An 18,599-nucleotide genomic window follows, 5' to 3' on the forward strand; every position below is an offset into this window, starting at 1 on the left:
TGGGTTTCACTTGCCGGTCTTCACGGCATTCCAGGTACGGGTGATCAGGCGCACGGCAGCTTGGGACTGGCTTTTCTGGGTGAACAAGCGCTGCATCGTCGCCGGGTCCGGGTAGATGGCCGGGTTGTCGCGTATATCGGCATTTACGAAGGGCTTGGAGGCCAGGTTGCTGTTGGCGTAGTGAATGGTGTTGCTGACGCCGGCGATAACCTCGGGTTGCAGGAGGAACTCGATGAACTTGTGGGCATTCGCCACATGGGGTGCGTCGGCCGGGATGTAGAAGTTATCGAACCAGATCAGCGAGCCTTCCCTGGGGATGAAGTAACTCAGGTTGACCTTGGCCCCGGCTTCCGCCGCCCGGGCCTGGGACGTGGCGTAGTCGCCGGACCAGGTGGTGGCCATGCACAGCTCGCCATTGGCCAGGCCGTTGATAAAGCCGCTGGAGTCGAATTTGCGGATGTACGGGCGCACGGCCATCAGCACGTCCTGAGCGGCCTTGAGGTCTTTGGGCGCCACGCTGTTGGGGTCCAGGCCGAGGTAGGTCAGGGCCAGCGGGATCATGTCGGTAGGGGAGTCCATGAAGGTGATGCCACAGTCGGCGAAGCGCGAAACGATCTTGGGATCGAAGATCATCGCCAGTGAGCCGATGGGCGCATCCGGCATGCGTTCCTTGATCTTGTCGATGTTGTAGGTCACGCCATTGCTGCCCCAGGTGTAAGGCGCGGAATAGGTCACGCCCGGATCATGGGTTTCCAGGCTTTTCAGCACTTGCGGGTCGAGGTTGTTCCAGTCCGGCAGCAGCGCTTTGTTGAGGGGCCGGAAGGCCTTGGCCTTGATCAGCAGCGGCACCAGGGACGCGTTGAGCACCACCAGGTCATAACCCGAGCGCCCGGACAGCAGCTTGCCCTGCACGGTTTCGTAGGAGTCGTAGGTGTCGTAGATCACCTTGATGCCGGTGGCTTTCTCGAAGTCGGCGAGGGTGTGTTCCCCGATGTAATCGGCCCAGTTGTAGATGCGCAAGGTGTTGCCCGGGTCGTCAGCGGCCTGGCTGACGGACGTTGATGCAAGCAAGACAGCGCTGAACAGGGCGATAACGGCTTTATGCATGGCGAACCCACCTTGATGTTGTGCTTGTTGTCAGGCCGAGGGGCTGATTGCACTTTCAGGCAGGTGGCGGGTGGGGCGCCATACCCCGTTCGGGTAGGAGGCGGTCAGGGCAGTACGATGTAGTCGTTTCGCGTGACGACCGGGCGGTGTACGCCGGGTTCCAGGTGGATGTAGCGCCCGTCTACCAGGTCGATGGGCAGGCAGTCGTCGATATCCAGTACGCCGTCGGTGTGGGATTGCGTCCAGTGCGTGAGCATCTGCTGTTTGCCTTGGGCTGCCGCCTCCCTGGCCGTACGCGCAACCACCAGCAGGTAGTGGTGTGCCTCGCCAAAGACGTTCGATTCATACCCGCCCAGGTTGATGAAATACAGGCGCGGCGCCCCGGCGTTCGGCGCCAGGTGGCTGAGCTGGACTTTCCAGCCGTCAACGCCATCCACCGTCATCCAGGAGTCGATATGCACACCTTTCTGGCTGCCAAACCAGCCCTCGCGCAGTTGCGGGTAGGCGGCTTCCAGGGTGTCGGCGACGGCGAACACCACATCATGCACTTCGATTTTCGCCCGGGGGTGCTTACCCCCCAACATGACCACAAACAGCATTGCAGGCCCTTTCTATGGCTGGGATGGAAAGGGCCACCTTCCTTCGATTGAACCCTTTTGTCCAGTCGGTGCCACACTGTTAATTCGCAAATTCATCAGGAGGTTGTCATGCGCACCATTGATCTGGCCGGCGTACCCGTCCCTGTCATCGGCCAGGGGACCTGGCGCATGGGCGAGGATCCCGGCAAGCGCAGCGTCGAAGTGGCCGCGTTGCAACTGGGTATCGATGAGGGCATGACCCTGATCGATACCGCTGAAATGTATGGCGAAGGCGGTGCCGAAGAAGTCGTCGGCGAGGCGATTCGCGGCAAGCGCGACCAGGTGTTCCTGGTCAGCAAGGTGTACCCGCACAATGCCAGCCACAAGGGCATTCCACGTGCATGTGAGGCCAGTCTCCAGCGCCTGGGCACCGACTACATTGATCTGTATCTGTTGCATTGGCGTGGGCAATACCCCCTTGAAGAAACGGTAGAAGCCTTCGAGCGCTTGCGTGAGGCAGGCAAGATCGGTCGTTGGGGTGTGTCCAACTTTGATGTGGCAGACCTGCAGGAGCTGGCTTCCCCGGCCTGTGCCACCAATCAGGTGCTCTACAACATCGAGGAGCGCGGCATCGAGTTCGACCTGCTGCCATGGTGGCAGCAACACAATTTACCCTTGATGGCCTACTGTCCCATCGCCCAGGGTGGCGAGCTGTTGGCCAGCCCGACCCTCAAGCAAATTGCCCGTCGCCACGAGGTCACACCCGCCCAGGTTTCCCTGGCCTGGGTGTTGCGCCAGGACGGGGTGATCGCGATTCCCAAGGCTGTTACGCCAGAGCATGTCCGGCTCAATGCCGCAGCGGCGAAGCTGGTGCTGGATGAGCACGACCTGGACGCGATTGACCGGGTTTTTGGGGCGCCGAAGCGCAAGCATCCGCTGGCGATGGTCTAGTGGCCGACAGAAACGGTGCCGTCCATGGCGATGCCGTTTCTGTTTCGGTGGCTGCTTAGCCGGCTACCGGGCTGCGCCAGTCATCAGAGCCAGAGGTACCGGAGACCTCATGGGTCCAGACGATTTTCCGGTAAGTGAAATACACATCCTCCAGGTGCGTGAAGTGTGCGTTGTTCGGGTCCTGGCAATTGGGCATCCGTGACTGGATGTCCACCAGGATCGCGTCTTCCAACTCGATGGTGAAGTAGTGTTCCTGGGTTCCGGCTGAAGAGGTTCGGTACCACTCAAGGCGGCACTTGACCATTTCCCCGGAGGTCAATGCGCTGAACAGCAATGGCGACGATTTATCGAATACCTTGCTGATCATCAGGGGCTTGTGCACACGCTGGCCGGTGGGCTGGCCGGATTGCGGGTCACGGGGAATGATCACCTGATGCTGGAATGCTTCCACCAGGATCTGGTCTTCATGGCCTTCCTGGTAAATGTTGCCGACCGAGTCCTGGGTGAACGTGCCTGCCGTGATCAAGCCTTGCTTGGTGCCGGTGATGGATAGATACGCGGGTGTTGGCATGACGGTTTTCCTTGCCTGATAAATGAGGTCGTCCCGGCCGACGGACTTGCCGGCCGGGTAATGCTCGATATCAAGAAGCGTGCCGGAAAGTTCGAGCGTCAATGAAAGCAGGGGGTTAAGGTTTTATCGGTTTTTATTTTGAGCGGCATTAAAGGTTTTAATTCGATTGAGTTGTATTTGTTTGCGCAGGAGTGTGCAGTTAGTTGCTCATGTTGATGGGCGGTGTTATTCGCAGAGTTCACCTCATTCATGATGATGCCTGGCGCCTTGGCTGCGCAAATTCTTGCGCGTCGGCGATTTTTCTATTCTTGTAGGAAACTCCTTAACTGCTATTTGGTGGCTTGAACAATGCTTTTTGCATGGATAAGGTTCGTGCTCTTCTCGTAGGGAAGGCAAACTTTAATCAATGTCCTGATGTGCGCTTGAATGGCCATTAGTTCACTGAACATGCTCAGGAAAGTAAAGTGCGGCCCATAATGGTTTACTCAGACAGGCTTTCCGATTATTACCTCGAACTTGCGCAGGCACCCAACTCGAAAACGAGTTATGCGGGGGCCGATATGCGTTTTTCGACCGAGTATGAGGCGCTTGAAACTGAACTGGGCAAGGCGCACTCCATTCACGGAAACAGTCAGCCTGACTGGCAATGGGTCGTGGAAAAAAGCGAGGCGCTGTTACGCCACCAGTCCAAGGACTTGCGGGTCGCTGTCTGGTTGACCTGGGCCTTGCATCAGCGCGAATCCTTCCCCGGGCTACTCGCAGGCCTCGGATTGCTGCGCTACCTCTGTGAGCATCATTGGGCGGTCGTTTATCCGGGCAAGCTGCGTACCCGCAGTGCCGCCTTTGGCTGGCTGGTCCCGCGCCTCGAGCAGGTGCTTGCACAACCTGTTTCGCTCAAGGATCAGCGGCCCTTGTTCCACTGCATGCTCGAACACCTGGCGCGGCTGGACGAGTTGTGGACCGAACACCTTCTCGAAGATGCGCCACTGTTACTGCCGGTTCGCAGGCAGCTGTCGGACCGATTGCAACAGTCCACCGAAAGCGAACCTCCAGCAGGCGGTAGCACAGGGGTGATCGCCCATATCAAGCAGGTCGCGACTCAGTTGATGGCGCCCGAGCCCATTGTGGAAAACGAAAAGGACGCCCACAAGCTGCTGCGCACGCTGCAGGAACATGCCCGGCCCTTGTCGGCCTGGTGGCAGCGCCAGAATGCCACTGACCTGCGCGCACTGCGTCTGAACCGAACGTTGACCTGGCTGACGATCACCAGTCTTCCGGACTGTGACAGCGAACAGGTAACGCCTTTGCGCGGGCCGGCGCCCGACAAGCTCAAGCGGTACCAGGAGCGCTTTGCCCAAGGGCAGCATACCGACCTGCTGCTGGAGCTTGAGGGCAGCCTGGCCGGAGCACCTTTCTGGTTCGACGGCTTGTACCGGGTGTGGGAGTGCCTGCAGGCACTCCAGGCCGACCTGGCCATGACCGAGCTGGAAGTGCACTTCGCGCTGTTGCTCCAGCGTTTGCCGGGGCTTGCACAGCTGCGCTTCCACGACGGAACACCCTTCGCCGACGACGTCACCCGTGGCTGGATCAACACCCAGGTTGCCCGCCATTTGCAAGCCCCGGTTCCACTCAGGTCGGCACCTGATGCCCCGGCTGCGCCTTGGGACAAAGCGTTGCACGACGTCATGCCCGTGCTGCGCAAGGACGGGTTCAAGGTGGCTGTGCGGTCCCTCAAGCAGGGCATGCAAACCGCAACAGGTGATCGTGCCCGGTTTCATTGGCGGCTTGGCCTGGCCAGGTTGTGTTTGCTGGCAGGCAAGCATGACCTGGCCAAAGTCCAGCTCGATCACCTGGACCACGAGCTGCAGCACTCAGGCCTGCAGCGCTGGGAGCCCGAGCTGGCGGTTGAAGTGCTGCAGCTCTTGCATGGCTGCTGTGACGTATTGCCCCAAAGCCATTCCGTGCGTGAGCGCAAGGAAGATGTCCATCGCAGGCTGTGCCACTTCGATCTCGAAGCGGCACTTGAATAGGCTTTCGAGCCCCCCGAAAAAGGAGAAACACCATGGCGAAAGAAGGTTCGGTAGCCCCCAGGGAACGCATCAATATCACGTTCAAACCCGCCGTCGGCACTGCGCAGGAAGAGGTCGAGCTGCCGTTGAAATTGCTGGTGCTTGGTGACTTCACCCAGCGTGAAGACCTGCGCAAGCTCGAAGACCGCAAGCCCGTCGGCATCGACAAGAACAGCCTCGACGAGGTGCTGGCCAAGCAGGCCTTGGGCCTGGCCTTGAGCGTCCCCAACCGGCTGCAGGATTCAGCCGAACCTGACGAGTTGGCGATCCGGGTCAGGATCAATTCGATGAAGGACTTCAATCCTGCACAGCTGGTTGAGCAGATACCCGAGCTGAAAACGCTCATGGACCTGCGCGATGCACTTGTGGCGCTCAAGGGGCCGCTGGGCAACACGCCGAGCTTTCGAAAGGCCATTGAAAATGCCCTCGCCGATGACGATTCGCGCAAGCGGGTATTGGCTGAATTGGGGCTGGACAGCTCCGCCGTATGACTCTCTCAGTTAAAAGGACACTGACACCATGACTACCAGCCAAAGCCCGTCGCATGCGCCTATCACGGATGAGTACAGCATTCTCGACAACATCATTGCCCAGACCCGCCTCAGCGCCGACGACGAGGCCTACAGCATTGCAAAGCGTGGAGTCTCGGCATTTATCGAGGAGCTGATCAAGCCGCAAAACAAGGGCGAGCCGGTCAAGAAGCGCCTGGTTGACCGGATGATTGCCGAGATTGACGCAAGGCTCAGCCAGCAAATGGATGAAATCCTGCACCATCCCGACTTCCAGGCACTGGAGTCTTCCTGGCGTGGCCTGCAGTTGCTGGTTGATCGCACCAATTTTCGTGAAAACATCAAGATCGAACTGCTCAGCGTCTCCCGCCAGGACCTGCTGGATGACTTCGAGGACTCACCGGAGGTGACTCAGTCCGGACTCTACAAGCACATCTACAGTGCCGAATACGGTCAGTTCGGCGGCCAGCCCGTAGGGGCAATCATCGCCAATTATTTCCTTTCCCCCAGTGCTCCCGATGTCAGGCTGATGCAGTACGTTTCCAGCGTGGCCTGCATGGCTCATGCACCGTTCATTGCGGCGGCCGGCCCTGGCTTCTTCGGCCTGGAGAGCTTTACCGGCCTGCCTGACCTCAAGGACCTGAAGGACCATTTTGAAGGGCCGCAGTTTGCCAAATGGCAGAGTTTTCGCCAGAGCGAAGATGCCCGCTACATCGGCCTCACCGTACCGCGCTTTCTATTGCGTGCGCCGTACGATCCCGTTGATTGTCCGGTCAAGACGTTCGCCTACCAGGAACATGTGGCCAGCAGCCACGAACACTATCTGTGGGGTAATACGGCCTATGCCTTTGCTACCCGCTTGACGGACAGTTTCGCCCGGTATCGCTGGTGCCCGAACATTATCGGCCCGCAGAGTGGTGGTGCAGTGGAGGACTTGCCGCTGCATCACTTTCACAGCATGGGCGAGATCGAAACCAAGATTCCTACCGAGGTGCTGGTATCCGACCGACGCGAATACGAGCTGGCGCAAGAGGGCTTCATTGCCCTGACCATGCGCAAGGGCAGTGACAATGCAGCGTTCTTTTCCGCCAGTTCGGTGCAAAAACCCAAGTCTTTTGGAATCAGTGCCGAAGGCAAGGCTGCCGAGCTGAATTACCGGCTCGGTACCCAATTGCCGTACATGATGATCGTCAATCGCCTGGCCCACTATCTCAAGGTCCTGCAGCGAGAACAGCTGGGGTCGTGGAAGGAGCGCACCGACCTTGAGCTGGAACTCAACAAATGGATTCGCCAATACGTCGCCGACCAGGACAACCCCAGCACCGAAGTGCGTGGACGGCGCCCGCTTCGGGCTGCGCGCATTGTTGTCAGTGATGTCGACGGGGAGCCCGGCTGGTATCGCGTCAACCTGAGCGTTCGCCCGCACTTCAAGTACATGGGGGCAGACTTCACTCTGTCGCTCGTCGGCAAGCTCGATAAAGAATGAGCCGCCGCCACGTGATTAGCCAAAACCGCAGCCTTTTCGAGCGCCTGGAGTCCGGCGTGGGGCGCAGCCCGCAAGGTTGCGTCGTGGAATCCGTGGCGGGTCATCTGGCGAAAATGCTCAGCACCCGTGCGGGCAGTGTCCAGACGCTACCTGATTACGGGTTACCTGATCTGAATGACATGCGCCTCAGCCTGCATGACGCGTTGAGCCAGGCTCGGTTCCTGATTGAGCGCTTTATCCAGGCCTACGAACCCCGTCTGAAGGATGTCCGTGTCAAGGCATTGCCACAGGACCGTGACCCGATGGTGCTGGCTTTTTCCATCGAGGGGGCCATGGAAGTCAATGGCATGACGCAAGCGGTCGCCTTTTGCGCCAGCCTGGCTCACGGCGCACGGGTCGAGGTCAAACCGGATGTCGTTTAACCGCTACTACCAGGGCGAGCTGAGCGCACTGCGACAGTTGGGGCGACGCTTCTGCGAGCGCAACCCGGCACTCGCGCCGTTTCTTGGGGACGCTGGCCAGGACCCGGATGTAGAACGGTTGCTTGAGGGTTTTGCATTCCTCACCGGTCGCCTGCGGCAGAAGCTTGATGATCAATTGCCGGAGTTGAGTCACTCGTTGATGCATCTGCTGTGGCCCAACTATATGCGGCCGCTGCCGTCGTTCAGCATGCTGCAGTTTGATCCGCTCAAGCGCACAGGGCCGGCCATCAGGGTCGAGCGGGATACACCGGTGGAAAGCATTGCGATCGACGGTGAACGCTGCCGTTTTCGTACCTGTTACCCGACGCAGGTCTTGCCGCTGCAACTGGCCGCCATGGAGTACTCGGTACAGGGCGAGGGCGCTTTGCTCTGCCTGCGTCTGGAGATGACGGCCGAGGGCAACTTCAGTGAGCTGGAACTGAACTGCCTGCGTTTGCATCTCGCGGGGGAGCAGCCCGTCAGCCAGGCGCTTTACCTGGGGCTTTTGCGTCACCTGGACGGGTTCGAGTTGCAGCCTTTCGGGCGCGACGGGCTGCCGGTCATCGGCGCCGACGGCAAGCCTGTTTCATTGCGTCTGTCCAGCAACGATATCAGTCCTGTGGGCTTTTCCGAGGATGAGGCACTGATCCCTTATCCGTTGAATACCTTTCGTGGCTATCGCCATTTGCAGGAGTACTTCGCCTTTCCCGACAAATACCTGTTTGTCGATGTGAGTGGCCTTGGCGCGTTGAGCAGGTTGCCTATTGACGTACTCAAGCAGCTACATGGCGTGACGTTACGCTTCGACATGCGTGGTCGCGGTATTGAGCGAATGGCGCCTACCCTGGACAACGTGAAGCTGTACTGCACGCCCATCGTCAATCTGTTCAAGCACGACGGCGTACCGATTCGCCTGGACGGCAAGCAGGACGAATACCTGTTGTTGCCTGGCGAATACGCCAGGGGGAACTGCGGTGTATTTTCCGTCGACAAGGTCACGGGATGGCGGCCGGGAGGCCTCGGGTACCAGGAATATGTTCCGTTCGAATCGTTTGAGCACGATTTTGGCAGCGCCGCGCCCAGCTATGGCGTTCGCCAGCGGCCATCCCTGCAACATGCCGGCCTGGATACCTGGCTGAGTTTCGACCGGTGTCCAGTGCATGAACAGGAAACCCTGTCGATTGAACTGACCTGCACCAACCACAACCTGCCATGCCTGCTGCAGGTGGGCGATATCAATCAGGCGTGCGAACAGACGCCCGAGTTTCTCTCGTTTCGCAACATCACCGCGGCAACCCCCAGCTTTGCGCCACCCCTGGACAGTGACTTCCTGTGGCGACTGATCAGCAATATGTCGCTCAACTATCTGTCATTGACCGATATCAACGCCTTGAGGGTGATCCTCGAAACCTACGACCTGCCGCGTTATCACGACCGCCAGGTGGAAAAGGTCAGCAGGCGAAGGCTGGGCGCCCTCCGTTCGATCAGTCACCAGCCCGTAGACCGGCTGCACCGAGGCCTGCCATTTCGCGGCTTACGGGTTGACCTCACCATCGATCCTGAAGGCTACCTGGGGGAGGGCGACGTGTTCGTCTTTGCCTCGGTGCTCAACGAGTTCTTCGCGCTTTACGCCAGCCTCAACTCGTACCACGAACTGCGAGTCATCAGCACACAAGGAGACGTGTACCTATGGCCACCCCGGATGGGCCAGCAGCCCCTGCTTTAACCGCACTGTCCCGAGTGATTCGCGAGTACTCGGTGTTTCAGGCGGTTGCGCAGATTATCGAGCGCCTGCGCGAGGCGCATCCCTCGCTGGACGATGAGGCGCTTTACGATCAATTGGAGTTCCAGGCCAACCCAGGCTTTGGCTTTCCCGGCAACGACATTGATCGTGTGGAGTTTTTTGTCGAGCACGGCCATTTGCGGGCACGGCTTCGCCTCAATGTGCTGGGCCTGTTTGGTACAGGGTCACCGCTGCCGGCGTTCTATGGCGAGCAAGCCTTTGCCGAGGTAGCGGGCGGTAATCCGACGCGGGAATTTCTTGATCTTTTTCACCATCGCCTGCACCGGCTGATAGTGCCGATCTGGCGAAAATATCGTTATCAGGCGAGTTTTCAAACGGGCGCCCGCGATCCCTTTTCCGAGCAGATGTTTGCATGGGTGGGCCTGGGTGGCAGCGCGATTCGCAGCGCGGCTCAACTGAACTGGAAACGCCTTTTGCCCTACCTGGGGCTGCTGAGCCTGCGCGTGCACTCCGCCGCGCTGATCGAGACCGTGCTGCGTTATTACTTCAAGCACAACCGGCTGGTCATCGAGCAGTGGGTCGAGCGCAGGGTAGTGATCGACCAGGAGCAGCGCAATGACCTTGGTCGCGCCTATAGCTCGTTGGGTTCGGACCTGGTGCTGGGGGAGTGCCTTATCGACCGCAGTGGCATGTTCAGGGTTCATGTATTGGCACTCGATTGGCAGCGTTTTCACGAGTTTTTGCCCACCGGGGCGGGTTACGAGCCGCTGTGTGCGCTGGTGCGTTTTGCCGCCCGGGACCCCTTGGAATACGACGTGCGACTGGTGTTGGCGGCGGGCGAGGTCCGGCCGTTGCACCTTGGCGAGCACGACGTCTGCCGCCTGGGCTGGACCAGTTGGCTGGGGCATGAGCGGGCAGACGGCGTGGTCATCCTGGCCAGTAAAAATCATTAGGGATTGATGGATATGATGAATGTGGATCTGCAACAACTTATCCAGGCATTGACGGCGTCCACACGGCGCGACCTGGAACGCAGCGCCGAGCGTTGTGTCACCCGGGGCGGCGGCGAGGTCCTGGTGGAAGACTTGCTGCTGACGCTCCTGGAGCATCCCGAGGGTGTTCTTATGCGAGCGCTGCAGGATGCGGGCGTGGATGCCGGGGAATTGCAGGCCGTGCTGCAACCTCGGGTCGACCAGAGTGCGCCCCGCAATCCGGTGTTTTCGCCCGCCCTGGTGCAATGGCTGCAGCAGGCGTTGCTGGTTGCCCATCTGGAGCTGGGCCGACGGGAAGTGGACCATGGCGCCTTGCTGCTCGCCTTGTTGCGCAACCCGATGCAGCACGCTGGCAGCCGTTACCAGGCGGTGATGAGCACGCTTGATGCACCGCGTGTGCTCGGATTTCTCTTGAGTGAAAACGCGCAGGCGGCTCCCGCTGAGGCGGGGAGTTCCTTGCTGGAGCGCTTTACCCATGACCTGACTCGCCAGGCCCGGGACGGGAAACTCGACCCCGTGCTCTGTCGCGATAACGAAGTCCGGCAAATGATCGATACGCTCGCGCGGCGGCGCAAGAACAACCCCATTCTGGTGGGCGAGGCGGGTGTCGGGAAAACCGCGATAGTCGAGGGCCTGGCCCTGCAGATCGTCAGCGCGCAAGTGCCAGAGGTGCTCAGGAAGGTGCGCCTGCTGACCCTGGACATGGGCCTGCTGCAAGCCGGTGCCAGTATCAAGGGTGAGTTCGAGCGCCGCCTCAAAGGCTTGATCGATGAGGTCAACGCCTCGCCGCAACCGGTCATCCTGTTCATCGATGAGGCCCATACCCTGGTCGGCGCAGGCGGCTCGGCCGGCAGCTCCGATGCCGCCAACCTGCTCAAGCCAGCGCTGGCACGAGGTGAGTTGCGTACCATCGCCGCGACGACCTGGTCGGAGTACAAGAAGTACTTCGAGAAAGACCCGGCGTTGGCGCGGCGTTTTCAGCCGGTGCAGGTGCACGAGCCGACGGTTGACGATGCCGTGACGATTTTGCGTGGGTTGGTCCCGGTGTATGAGGCCAGCCACGGAGTCTACGTGCGCGATGACGCCGTGGTCGCCGCCGCGCAGTTGAGTGCCCGCTACCTGGCCGGCCGCCAGTTGCCGGACAAGGCTGTGGACGTGCTGGACACCGCTTGTGCCCGTGTGCGGATCAGCCTGGTCACGGCGCCGGACGAACTGCAGCAGTTGCGCGCCGAACTGGCCGAGGGCACGCGCCAGCAACGTGCCGTGCGCAGGGATGCCGACGCGGGGTTGGCCATCGATGAACAGGTGCTGCAGCACCTCACCCGGAGACTGGATGAAGTAGAAGTTGCACAGTTCCAGCTTGAACAACGCTGGACCCACCAGCGCGAACTGGCCGAGAAGGTGCTCTCGCTGCGCCAGCAACTGGCCGACGCCGGTAACCTTGGCGAAAGCACTGAGGCTCTCGCTCCGCTCCTGGCCCAGAACCATCAGGCGTTGCAGGCCATACAGCACGAACAGCGATTGCTCAGCTTCGAAGTATGCCCACGGTTGGTGGCACAGGTTATCAGCGCCTGGACGGGTATTCCCCTGGAGCAGCTTGCCCGCGAACACAGCGCGAAGGTCCTGAACTTTGCGGATGATCTGCGTGGTCGCATCCTCGGCCAGGAAGGTGCCGTGCAGGTCCTGGACCGTTGCCTGCGGGCTGTCGCGGCCGGCGTGAACAGGCCTGATGCCCCCGTGGGGGTATTTCTGTTGGTGGGCCCCAGTGGTGTCGGCAAAACTGAAACAGCCCACGCCCTGGCCGACCTGTTGTATGGCGGCGAGCGCTTTGTCACCACGATCAACATGTCTGAATACCAGGAGAAACACTCACTGTCCCGGCTGATCGGCGCACCACCGGGTTATGTCGGTTACGGGGAGGGCGGGGTGCTGACTGAGGCGGTGCGGCAAAAGCCCTATTCAGTGGTGCTGCTCGATGAGGTGGAAAAGGCCGATCCGGATGTCCTGAACCTGTTTTACCAGGTGTTCGACAAAGGGGTAGCCAATGATGGAGAAGGACGTGAAATCGACTTTCGCAATACCCTGATCCTGATGACTTCCAACCTGGGCAGCGATCTTGTCACCGGGCTGTGCGCCGACAGTCAACGACCGGCTGTCGAAGTACTGCACGCCGCGATCCGGCCGGTACTGACAGCTCATTTCAAGCCGGCGCTGCTGGCCCGTATGCGAGTCGTGCCGTATTACCCGGTGGCAGGCGCGGTGCTGCACCAACTGATTGAACACAAACTTCAGCGCCTGGGCCAGCGTCTGCTTCAGCGCAAGCTCGCATTCAGTCACGCAGGGGATCTTGTCGCACACATGGCCGAGCACTGTAGCCACAGTGGGAGTGGCGCGCGGTTTGTCGACCAATGGATCGAGGAAAACCTGTTGCCGCAGGTGGTGGATCGCCTGCTGGATGCGATGGCCGTTGGCAAGTCCCTGCAGTTCGTCCATGCCAGGCTGGATGCCAACGGCACCGTAATCTGTGAGTTCAGCTGATGGCGGACAATCCGTTTACCCAGTTGCCAAGCCCGCTGGACTACGCCGCTGCCTTGTTGGGATGGTTTACCCGGTTGGGCATCAATAGTGACGAATCGACATTGGCCGATGACTTTGTGGCAGGCGCCGCGCAATTGAGCGGCTGCGAGCTTGGCCAGTTGTACTTGCTCGACCAGGCCACCGGCCGCCTCGAACTGGCTGCCCAGTATTTGCCGGGCCTGTCGCCGCCAGGGGCGGTTGTGAGCTCGGGCGCGGATTTTCGGAACGAGCAACTGTTGCAGTACGTGCTGCAACAGAACCGGGTGTTTAACCTCACCGAGGCAGGCAGCAGTGTGTATGACACGGGGTTTCTGCCAGCGGGCGCGGCGTCCTGGCAATCACTCCTGTGCGTGCCGTTACCGGGGCCGAGCAAGCAGGTATCCGGGATGGTGTTGTGTGCCAGCCTGCGAGCGACGGAGCTGGCTGGCTACGGTGCGTCCCTGGGCCAATTGGGCAGTTTTGTCTTGAGCCAGTTGGCCCTGTTGCGGCGAATGCGCCGGGCTCCCGGTGCGTTGAAGGTGGTTCGCAGCACCCGCAGCACCAGCGCCTACGGCTTGATCGGAAACAGCACGGCCATGGACGAGACGTGCCGCCTGATCGGCAAGGTGGTGCATAGCCCCTACACCGTGCTGCTCCGGGGCGAGACCGGCACCGGTAAAGAGGTGGTCGCCCGGGCCATTCATGCTGCCGGCCCGCGCAGCAGCAAGGCATTTGTGGTGCAAAACTGCGCAGCGTTTCCCGAAGGCTTGCTCGAAAGTGAGTTGTTCGGTTACCGCAAAGGCGCGTTCACCGGGGCCGAAAGAGACCACGCCGGCCTGTTTGACACCGCCCACGGCGGCACGCTGCTGCTCGACGAAATCGGTGATATGCCGCTGTCACTGCAGGCCAAGTTGTTGCGGGTCCTGCAGGAGGGCGAGATTCGGCCGTTGGGTGCCAACACGTCCCACAAGGTCGACGTGCGAATCGTCGCGGCGACCCACCGGGACCTCACCAGCATGGTGGCTGAAGGAAGCTTTCGCGAGGACCTTTATTACCGGCTGGCGCAGTTTCCTATCGAGTTGCCGGCGCTGCGCCAGCGGGACGGGGACGTGCTGCAACTGGCCCGGCATTTCGCCGACAAGGCCTGTGCACTGTTGGGGCGAGCCACGGTGGGCTGGTCGAGTGCGGCCCTGGATCAACTGTCCAGCCACCACTTTCCCGGCAACGTTCGTGAGCTCAAATGCATGGTGGAGCGGGCGGTGCTGCTGTGCGACGACGAGGTGATCCTGCCTGCGCATTTATCGCTGCCATCAACCCTGTCCGCGCCCGCTGTCGACGCAACGCTGCGCCAGCGCATGGAGCGAGTCGAGCGGGTAGTGCTGATCGACTGCCTGCGCAAGAACCGTGGCAATCGAACCCGCACCGCCCGTGAACTGGGCCTCGCCCGGCGCACGTTGTTGTACCGCCTTGCACGCCTGGACATTCCGTTTGGCGAAGTCCAGGGAGAGTGCTGAATGGCACACCCTTTCAATTCCGGGAGATACCTGATGCCTGTTAGTCAGTGGCAAGCCCTGGTGCTTGTGTTGTTTTTGCTGAGTGGCTGTAACACCAATCATGTCTTTGACGACGATGACTACCGTCCGCTGGGTGATCCACGGTCCACCGGTCGTGGCCTGTGAGCGCGGAGGAGTCCTGCCATGCAGCTAGTGTTTGAGGTGTGCCCTGCGGGCCCAGCAGAGTCCGCGCCGGCGCTGCGCAAAGTCTTTGACGGTGTGGGGGGCGTCATCGGCCGGGGGGCCGGTTGCGACTGGACCCTGCCTGACACCAGTCGCCAGGTTTCCGGTCGTCACGCGGTGATCAGTTATCGTGACGGCCGGTATTTCCTGACGGATATCAGCAGCAATGGAACCCGCCTGGCAGGCCGCAGTGAGCGTCTGCATGAGGGGCAGCAGCAACCGATAGATGACGGCGCGGTATTTCAGCTGGGGCCGCTGAGTATTCGCGCACGACTGGTCAGCCCACCGCTGGGACAGGGCCAGGACGGATTACACAGGCTGATTCCCGATGATGCATTCCTTGAGCTGGACCCACTGCGGGCACTGGCCAGCGAACTGCAGCGCGAGGACGGGTCGCAGGAGCTGGCGGCCCTGAACATGACCACCTACGAGACATTGCGCTGGACGGACCACGCGGCGGCGGACCGGGATCACCTGACGGTTCCCGAGCTTGTGAAGCCTGCGCGCCAGGTTGCCCCAAGTCCGCAATCGCCCGTTCCAGGTCACGGCTCAGGGCCATTCTGGTTGGGGTTTGCGCAGGCACTCGGTATTGATCTGGGCGACCTCGATGAGTCGGCAAGAGAAGTCCTGGCGATCAAGGCCGCGAGCTTGCTCCGGCAAATGACTGAAGGGTTGCAACAGAGCCTGGGCACCCGTAACGAGCTCAGGCAAGAGCTGAAACTGGCACTCACCCAGACGCCGCTCCAAAGCCCCAACCCACTTAGAGACAGCGCAGACGCCAGTGCGGCCTTGGGGTCGCTGCTGGGTGTCGGGCAGCTGGGGCAGGTTTCCGCGGAGATGCTTGTGATGCGGGCGTACCGCGACATGCAGGCTCACGAGGTGGCCTTGCTGGCGGCCTGCCGCGCGGCAGTACGCGGCGCTCTGGCAGCCTTTGCGCCCGGCCATTTGCTGCTGTGCTTCGAACGCCAGGCAAGGCCGCCGCTGATTCCCCGGTGTGGCGCCCGCTGGCGCGCGTATCAGCGCCATTACCAGGCACTGATCGAGGACGAGCACTTGAGCGAGCGCCTGCTGGGCAGCGACTTCGCCAAGGCGTACGAGGAACAGATTCGTCTGATCTCAACCCTTCACCGTTATCCAGGATGATCTTCATGTCCCGAGTCACCGTTGCATTGTTGTGCGCTGTAATGGGTTTGCTGGGTGGTTGCTCCCTGTCGCCCTTTTCGAAGTTGACCAAGCTGGACCTGACACTGACCGCCAGCGAACGGGTCAACCCTGATCTCCATGGTCGCCCGTCGCCGATCGTGGTGCACCTGATGGAGCTTCGACACCCCGTGGCTTTTGAAAATGCGGACTTTTTCAGCCTTTATGCTCATGCCGAGCACACGTTGCCCAAGGACCTGGTGAACCTCGAAGAGCTGGAGTTGCGCCCCGGCGATCACTCCACGCTCAAACTCAGTCTCGAGCCCGGCAGTCGTTATGTCGGCGTGCTGGCGGCGTACCGTGATTTGCCTCACTCGCAATGGCGCTATGTGCTGCCGGTGACCGCGCAGCGATTGACCGGCGCTGAACTGATCCTTGATCAGGCCGGCATTCGGTTGGTCAACCCGCAACCCGCGAAGGCGGGCGACTGACATGTACAGCCAAAAAGTCATCTGGCAGGAAGGCATGTTGCTGCGCCCTCAGCATTTTCAGCAAAACGATCGGTACCACGATCAGCAACTCACGCGCCGCACCCAGCTGTTGTGCCGTCACGCCTGGGGCTTCCTGGCCCTGGAAATCGATGTGCAATACCTCAATATGGGCAAGGTCTTTATCAGCCAGGCCAGCGGCATATTGCCGGATGGCAGCCTGTTCGAGCTGGGCGGCGCGATGGAGTCGCTGGTGCTGGAGGTTCCGGTCAATACCGGGAAGCAGTCGATCTACCTGGCCTTGCCGCTGGCCACAGGTAACTGTGTTGAAGCCCGTCGACCCGAGCAGATTGATGTGTTGGCGCGCTACAAGACTCTTGCGGTAGACGTCAGCGACTCCAACGCCGGGGAAGAAGCTCGTCGTCAGGTCAATTGCGGGCAGCTGGATTTTCGCCTGTTGCTGGGGGAGCAACACAGCGACCCGCATTACGTGAAGCTCAAGGTTGCCCAGGTGCTCAGTTGCACCGAGGAGGGCGTCAGCCTGGACCCCGATTTTATCCCGAGCTTCATTCACCTGCATGGCTCCGACTACCTGCTGTCTTGCCTCAAGGAAGTGATCAGCCTGCTCGCTTACCGGGGGGATGCCATCGCCGAGCGGATTCGCGCCAACGGTACCGCCGCCGGCGCGGAGGTTGGCGACTTCCTGATGTTGCAATTGATCAATCGCACCGAACTGGTCTTGCGTCACTACCTGGGCCTGAGCCAGGTCAGCCCTGAAACGCTGTATCGAACATTGCTGTCGATCCTGGGTGAACTCGCGACGTTTGCCAGCGACAGCAAGCGTGCGCACTTCGAGGGGCATTACCGGCACAGCGACCAGGGCGCCAGCTTTCGTGGATTGATGGAGCCGATTCGCAGCCTGCTGTCGATGGTGCTTGAGCAGCATGCCATTGAGCTGGCGCTGCAGCCTCGCCAGTACGGGGTGCTGGTGTGCCCGGTGAGCGATCTCAACCTGCTGGGTTCGGCGACCTTCATTCTGGCCGCCAGCGCCCATTGTGACGCCGAGGAGCTTCGACACCGGCTTCCGGCGCACCTCAAGGTCGGCCCCGTGGAGCGGATTCGCGAGTTGGTCAACCTGCAGTTGGCGGGCATCAAGGTCAAGCCGCTGCCGGTGGCTCCCCGGCAGATACCGTTTCATGCCGCCAACACCTATTTCATGCTTGAACTCGGTGCCCGGGACATTGAGCAGTTGAAGCAGTCGGGAGGATTTGCCTTCCACGTCAGCGGTGAATTTGCCGAACTGGAACTGAAATTCTGGGCCATCAGGAACTGAGACCATGGACAGGGAATACCCGCAGGACGAGAAAACCGTCCTGCTTGATCGACAGGGACGCGGACCGGCGCAGGGACCGATGACCGACTTCGCATCGCCGCCGCGTTTCGAACAACTGGAAGACCGGATGATCTACGCGGCCCGCTTGCAGGGCGCGGAGCATTTCGACATTGGCCTGAACAGTTTGGTGGCGCCTGCCTGGGAGCTGTTGTCCGAGGTGGTCCGCCTCAAGCGCAGTACCGCCGAGGAAAGCCTGCGTGCCCTGAATGAACGACTCTCGGCTGCAGTCACGCTGTTCGAGACGCGGGCCCGGCATGACGGGGCCCAGGCCAGCGAGGTCATGGCGGCGCGGTATGTGCTGTGCAGCGTGATCGACGAGGCAGTGGTCACCACCTCATGGGGCAGCCAGAGCGATTGGTCGAAGATGAGCCTGCTGAGCAGTTTTCACAACGAAACCTTCGGCGGCGAGAAGTTTTTCCAGTTGCTTGAGCGCATGTCGAGGGACCCCTTCAAGCACCTGGCGATGCTGGAGTTGATGTACCTGTGCCTGTCCCTCGGGTTTGAGGGCAAGTACCGGGTCATGGAGCGTGGGTTGTTGCAGCTTGAACAGGTTCGGGACGCGCTGTATCGGCAGATCCGGCATGTGCGGGGTGATACGCCTGCGGCGTGCGCGCCGTCGCCCAGGCCGGAACAGCCGCGCCGGAAACGGCTGAGGGTCGTGTCGCTCACCTGGATTGCAGTGTTTGTCGCCGCCAGCCTGTTGAGCCTGTATGCAGGATTTGCCTGGGTGCTGGGCCAGCAGCGTGAAGCGGTGTTGCAACCGTATCAACTCGTGGCGCCGGATATTTTCCGGGCGCCGCTCTAACGCAGGGAGCAAC

17 protein-coding genes are annotated in these 18,599 nt (G+C 60.8%); 14 read left to right on the plus strand and 3 right to left on the minus strand.

What is annotated here, in order from left to right; genetic code table 11:
- Nucleotides 1-6 precede the first annotated feature (6 nt).
- Nucleotides 7-1,107: a polyamine ABC transporter substrate-binding protein gene (locus HX801_RS22480; protein ID WP_177022753.1), complete on the minus strand. Its 1,101-nt coding sequence runs from the start codon at nt 1,105-1,107 to the stop codon at nt 7-9.
- 104 nt (nt 1,108-1,211) lie between these two features.
- Nucleotides 1,212-1,706 (minus strand): DUF1543 domain-containing protein, encoded by a 495-nt coding sequence (locus tag HX801_RS22485; RefSeq protein ID WP_008437003.1) that lies wholly within the window; start codon nt 1,704-1,706, stop codon nt 1,212-1,214.
- A gap of 108 nt (nt 1,707-1,814) precedes the next feature.
- Here HX801_RS22485 and HX801_RS22490 point away from each other — a divergent pair, with 108 nt between their 5' ends.
- Nucleotides 1,815-2,636: an aldo/keto reductase gene (locus HX801_RS22490; protein WP_177022754.1), complete on the plus strand. Its 822-nt coding sequence runs from the start codon at nt 1,815-1,817 to the stop codon at nt 2,634-2,636.
- A gap of 55 nt (nt 2,637-2,691) precedes the next feature.
- Here the strand turns inward: HX801_RS22490 and HX801_RS22495 are convergent, their stop codons facing one another.
- On the minus strand, nt 2,692-3,207 hold the full coding sequence (locus HX801_RS22495; protein ID WP_003208034.1) for an Hcp family type VI secretion system effector: 516 nt from the start codon (nt 3,205-3,207) through the stop codon (nt 2,692-2,694).
- A gap of 476 nt (nt 3,208-3,683) precedes the next feature.
- Between HX801_RS22495 and tssA the strand changes: the two genes are divergently transcribed.
- The 13 genes from tssA to icmH are packed head-to-tail and all read left to right on the plus strand — an operon-like array spanning nt 3,684 to nt 18,586.
- The gene (gene tssA, locus HX801_RS22500) at nt 3,684-5,237 is read left to right on the plus strand and encodes a type VI secretion system protein TssA (protein WP_087694184.1); all 1,554 of its coding nucleotides are present in this window, start codon (nt 3,684-3,686) and stop codon (nt 5,235-5,237) included.
- A 32-nt stretch (nt 5,238-5,269) separates the two neighbouring features.
- The gene (tssB, locus tag HX801_RS22505) at nt 5,270-5,767 is read left to right on the plus strand and encodes a type VI secretion system contractile sheath small subunit (protein ID WP_177008256.1); all 498 of its coding nucleotides are present in this window, start codon (nt 5,270-5,272) and stop codon (nt 5,765-5,767) included.
- Nucleotides 5,768-5,795: 28 nt separating this feature from the next.
- A complete protein-coding gene (gene tssC / locus HX801_RS22510; RefSeq protein WP_177022755.1) occupies nt 5,796-7,271 on the plus strand; it encodes a type VI secretion system contractile sheath large subunit in 1,476 nt (491 codons plus the stop codon).
- Complete coding sequence (gene tssE / locus HX801_RS22515; protein WP_102369329.1) at nt 7,268-7,693, plus strand: type VI secretion system baseplate subunit TssE; 426 nt, start codon at nt 7,268-7,270, stop codon at nt 7,691-7,693. The genes tssC and tssE overlap by 4 nt, the downstream gene beginning before the upstream one ends.
- Complete coding sequence (gene tssF, locus HX801_RS22520) at nt 7,683-9,458, plus strand: type VI secretion system baseplate subunit TssF (RefSeq protein WP_177022756.1); 1,776 nt, start codon at nt 7,683-7,685, stop codon at nt 9,456-9,458. Before tssE ends, tssF begins: the two co-directional genes overlap by 11 nt.
- On the plus strand, nt 9,422-10,429 hold the full coding sequence (tssG, locus tag HX801_RS22525) for a type VI secretion system baseplate subunit TssG (protein ID WP_177022757.1): 1,008 nt from the start codon (nt 9,422-9,424) through the stop codon (nt 10,427-10,429). The genes tssF and tssG overlap by 37 nt, the downstream gene beginning before the upstream one ends.
- Before the next feature lie 12 nt (nt 10,430-10,441).
- The gene (tssH, locus tag HX801_RS22530) at nt 10,442-13,006 is read left to right on the plus strand and encodes a type VI secretion system ATPase TssH (protein WP_177022758.1); all 2,565 of its coding nucleotides are present in this window, start codon (nt 10,442-10,444) and stop codon (nt 13,004-13,006) included.
- Nucleotides 13,006-14,538, plus strand: coding sequence for a sigma-54-dependent Fis family transcriptional regulator (locus HX801_RS22535; protein ID WP_177022759.1), 1,533 nt, complete (start codon nt 13,006-13,008; stop codon nt 14,536-14,538). The genes tssH and HX801_RS22535 overlap by 1 nt, the downstream gene beginning before the upstream one ends.
- Nucleotides 14,539-14,571: 33 nt before the next feature.
- On the plus strand, nt 14,572-14,703 hold the full coding sequence (locus tag HX801_RS22540; protein ID WP_003208049.1) for a hypothetical protein: 132 nt from the start codon (nt 14,572-14,574) through the stop codon (nt 14,701-14,703).
- An 18-nt stretch (nt 14,704-14,721) separates the two neighbouring features.
- Nucleotides 14,722-15,903 carry a type VI secretion system-associated FHA domain protein TagH gene (gene tagH / locus HX801_RS22545; protein ID WP_177022760.1) on the plus strand — a complete coding sequence of 394 codons (1,182 nt, stop codon included), beginning with the start codon at nt 14,722-14,724 and terminating at the stop codon, nt 15,901-15,903.
- A 5-nt stretch (nt 15,904-15,908) separates the two neighbouring features.
- On the plus strand, nt 15,909-16,391 hold the full coding sequence (gene tssJ, locus HX801_RS22550; RefSeq protein WP_023658927.1) for a type VI secretion system lipoprotein TssJ: 483 nt from the start codon (nt 15,909-15,911) through the stop codon (nt 16,389-16,391).
- A 1-nt stretch (nt 16,392) separates the two neighbouring features.
- Nucleotides 16,393-17,721, plus strand: a complete 1,329-nt coding sequence (gene tssK, locus HX801_RS22555) for a type VI secretion system baseplate subunit TssK (RefSeq protein ID WP_177022761.1) — start codon at nt 16,393-16,395, stop codon at nt 17,719-17,721.
- Nucleotides 17,722-17,725: 4 nt separating this feature from the next.
- Nucleotides 17,726-18,586: a type IVB secretion system protein IcmH/DotU gene (gene icmH / locus HX801_RS22560; RefSeq protein WP_177022762.1), complete on the plus strand. Its 861-nt coding sequence runs from the start codon at nt 17,726-17,728 to the stop codon at nt 18,584-18,586.
- Nucleotides 18,587-18,599: the final 13 nt, after the last annotated feature.

It is taken from the genome of Pseudomonas sp. G1002 (assembly GCF_013385455.1).
Taxonomy (GTDB): Bacteria; Pseudomonadota; Gammaproteobacteria; order Pseudomonadales; family Pseudomonadaceae; genus Aquipseudomonas.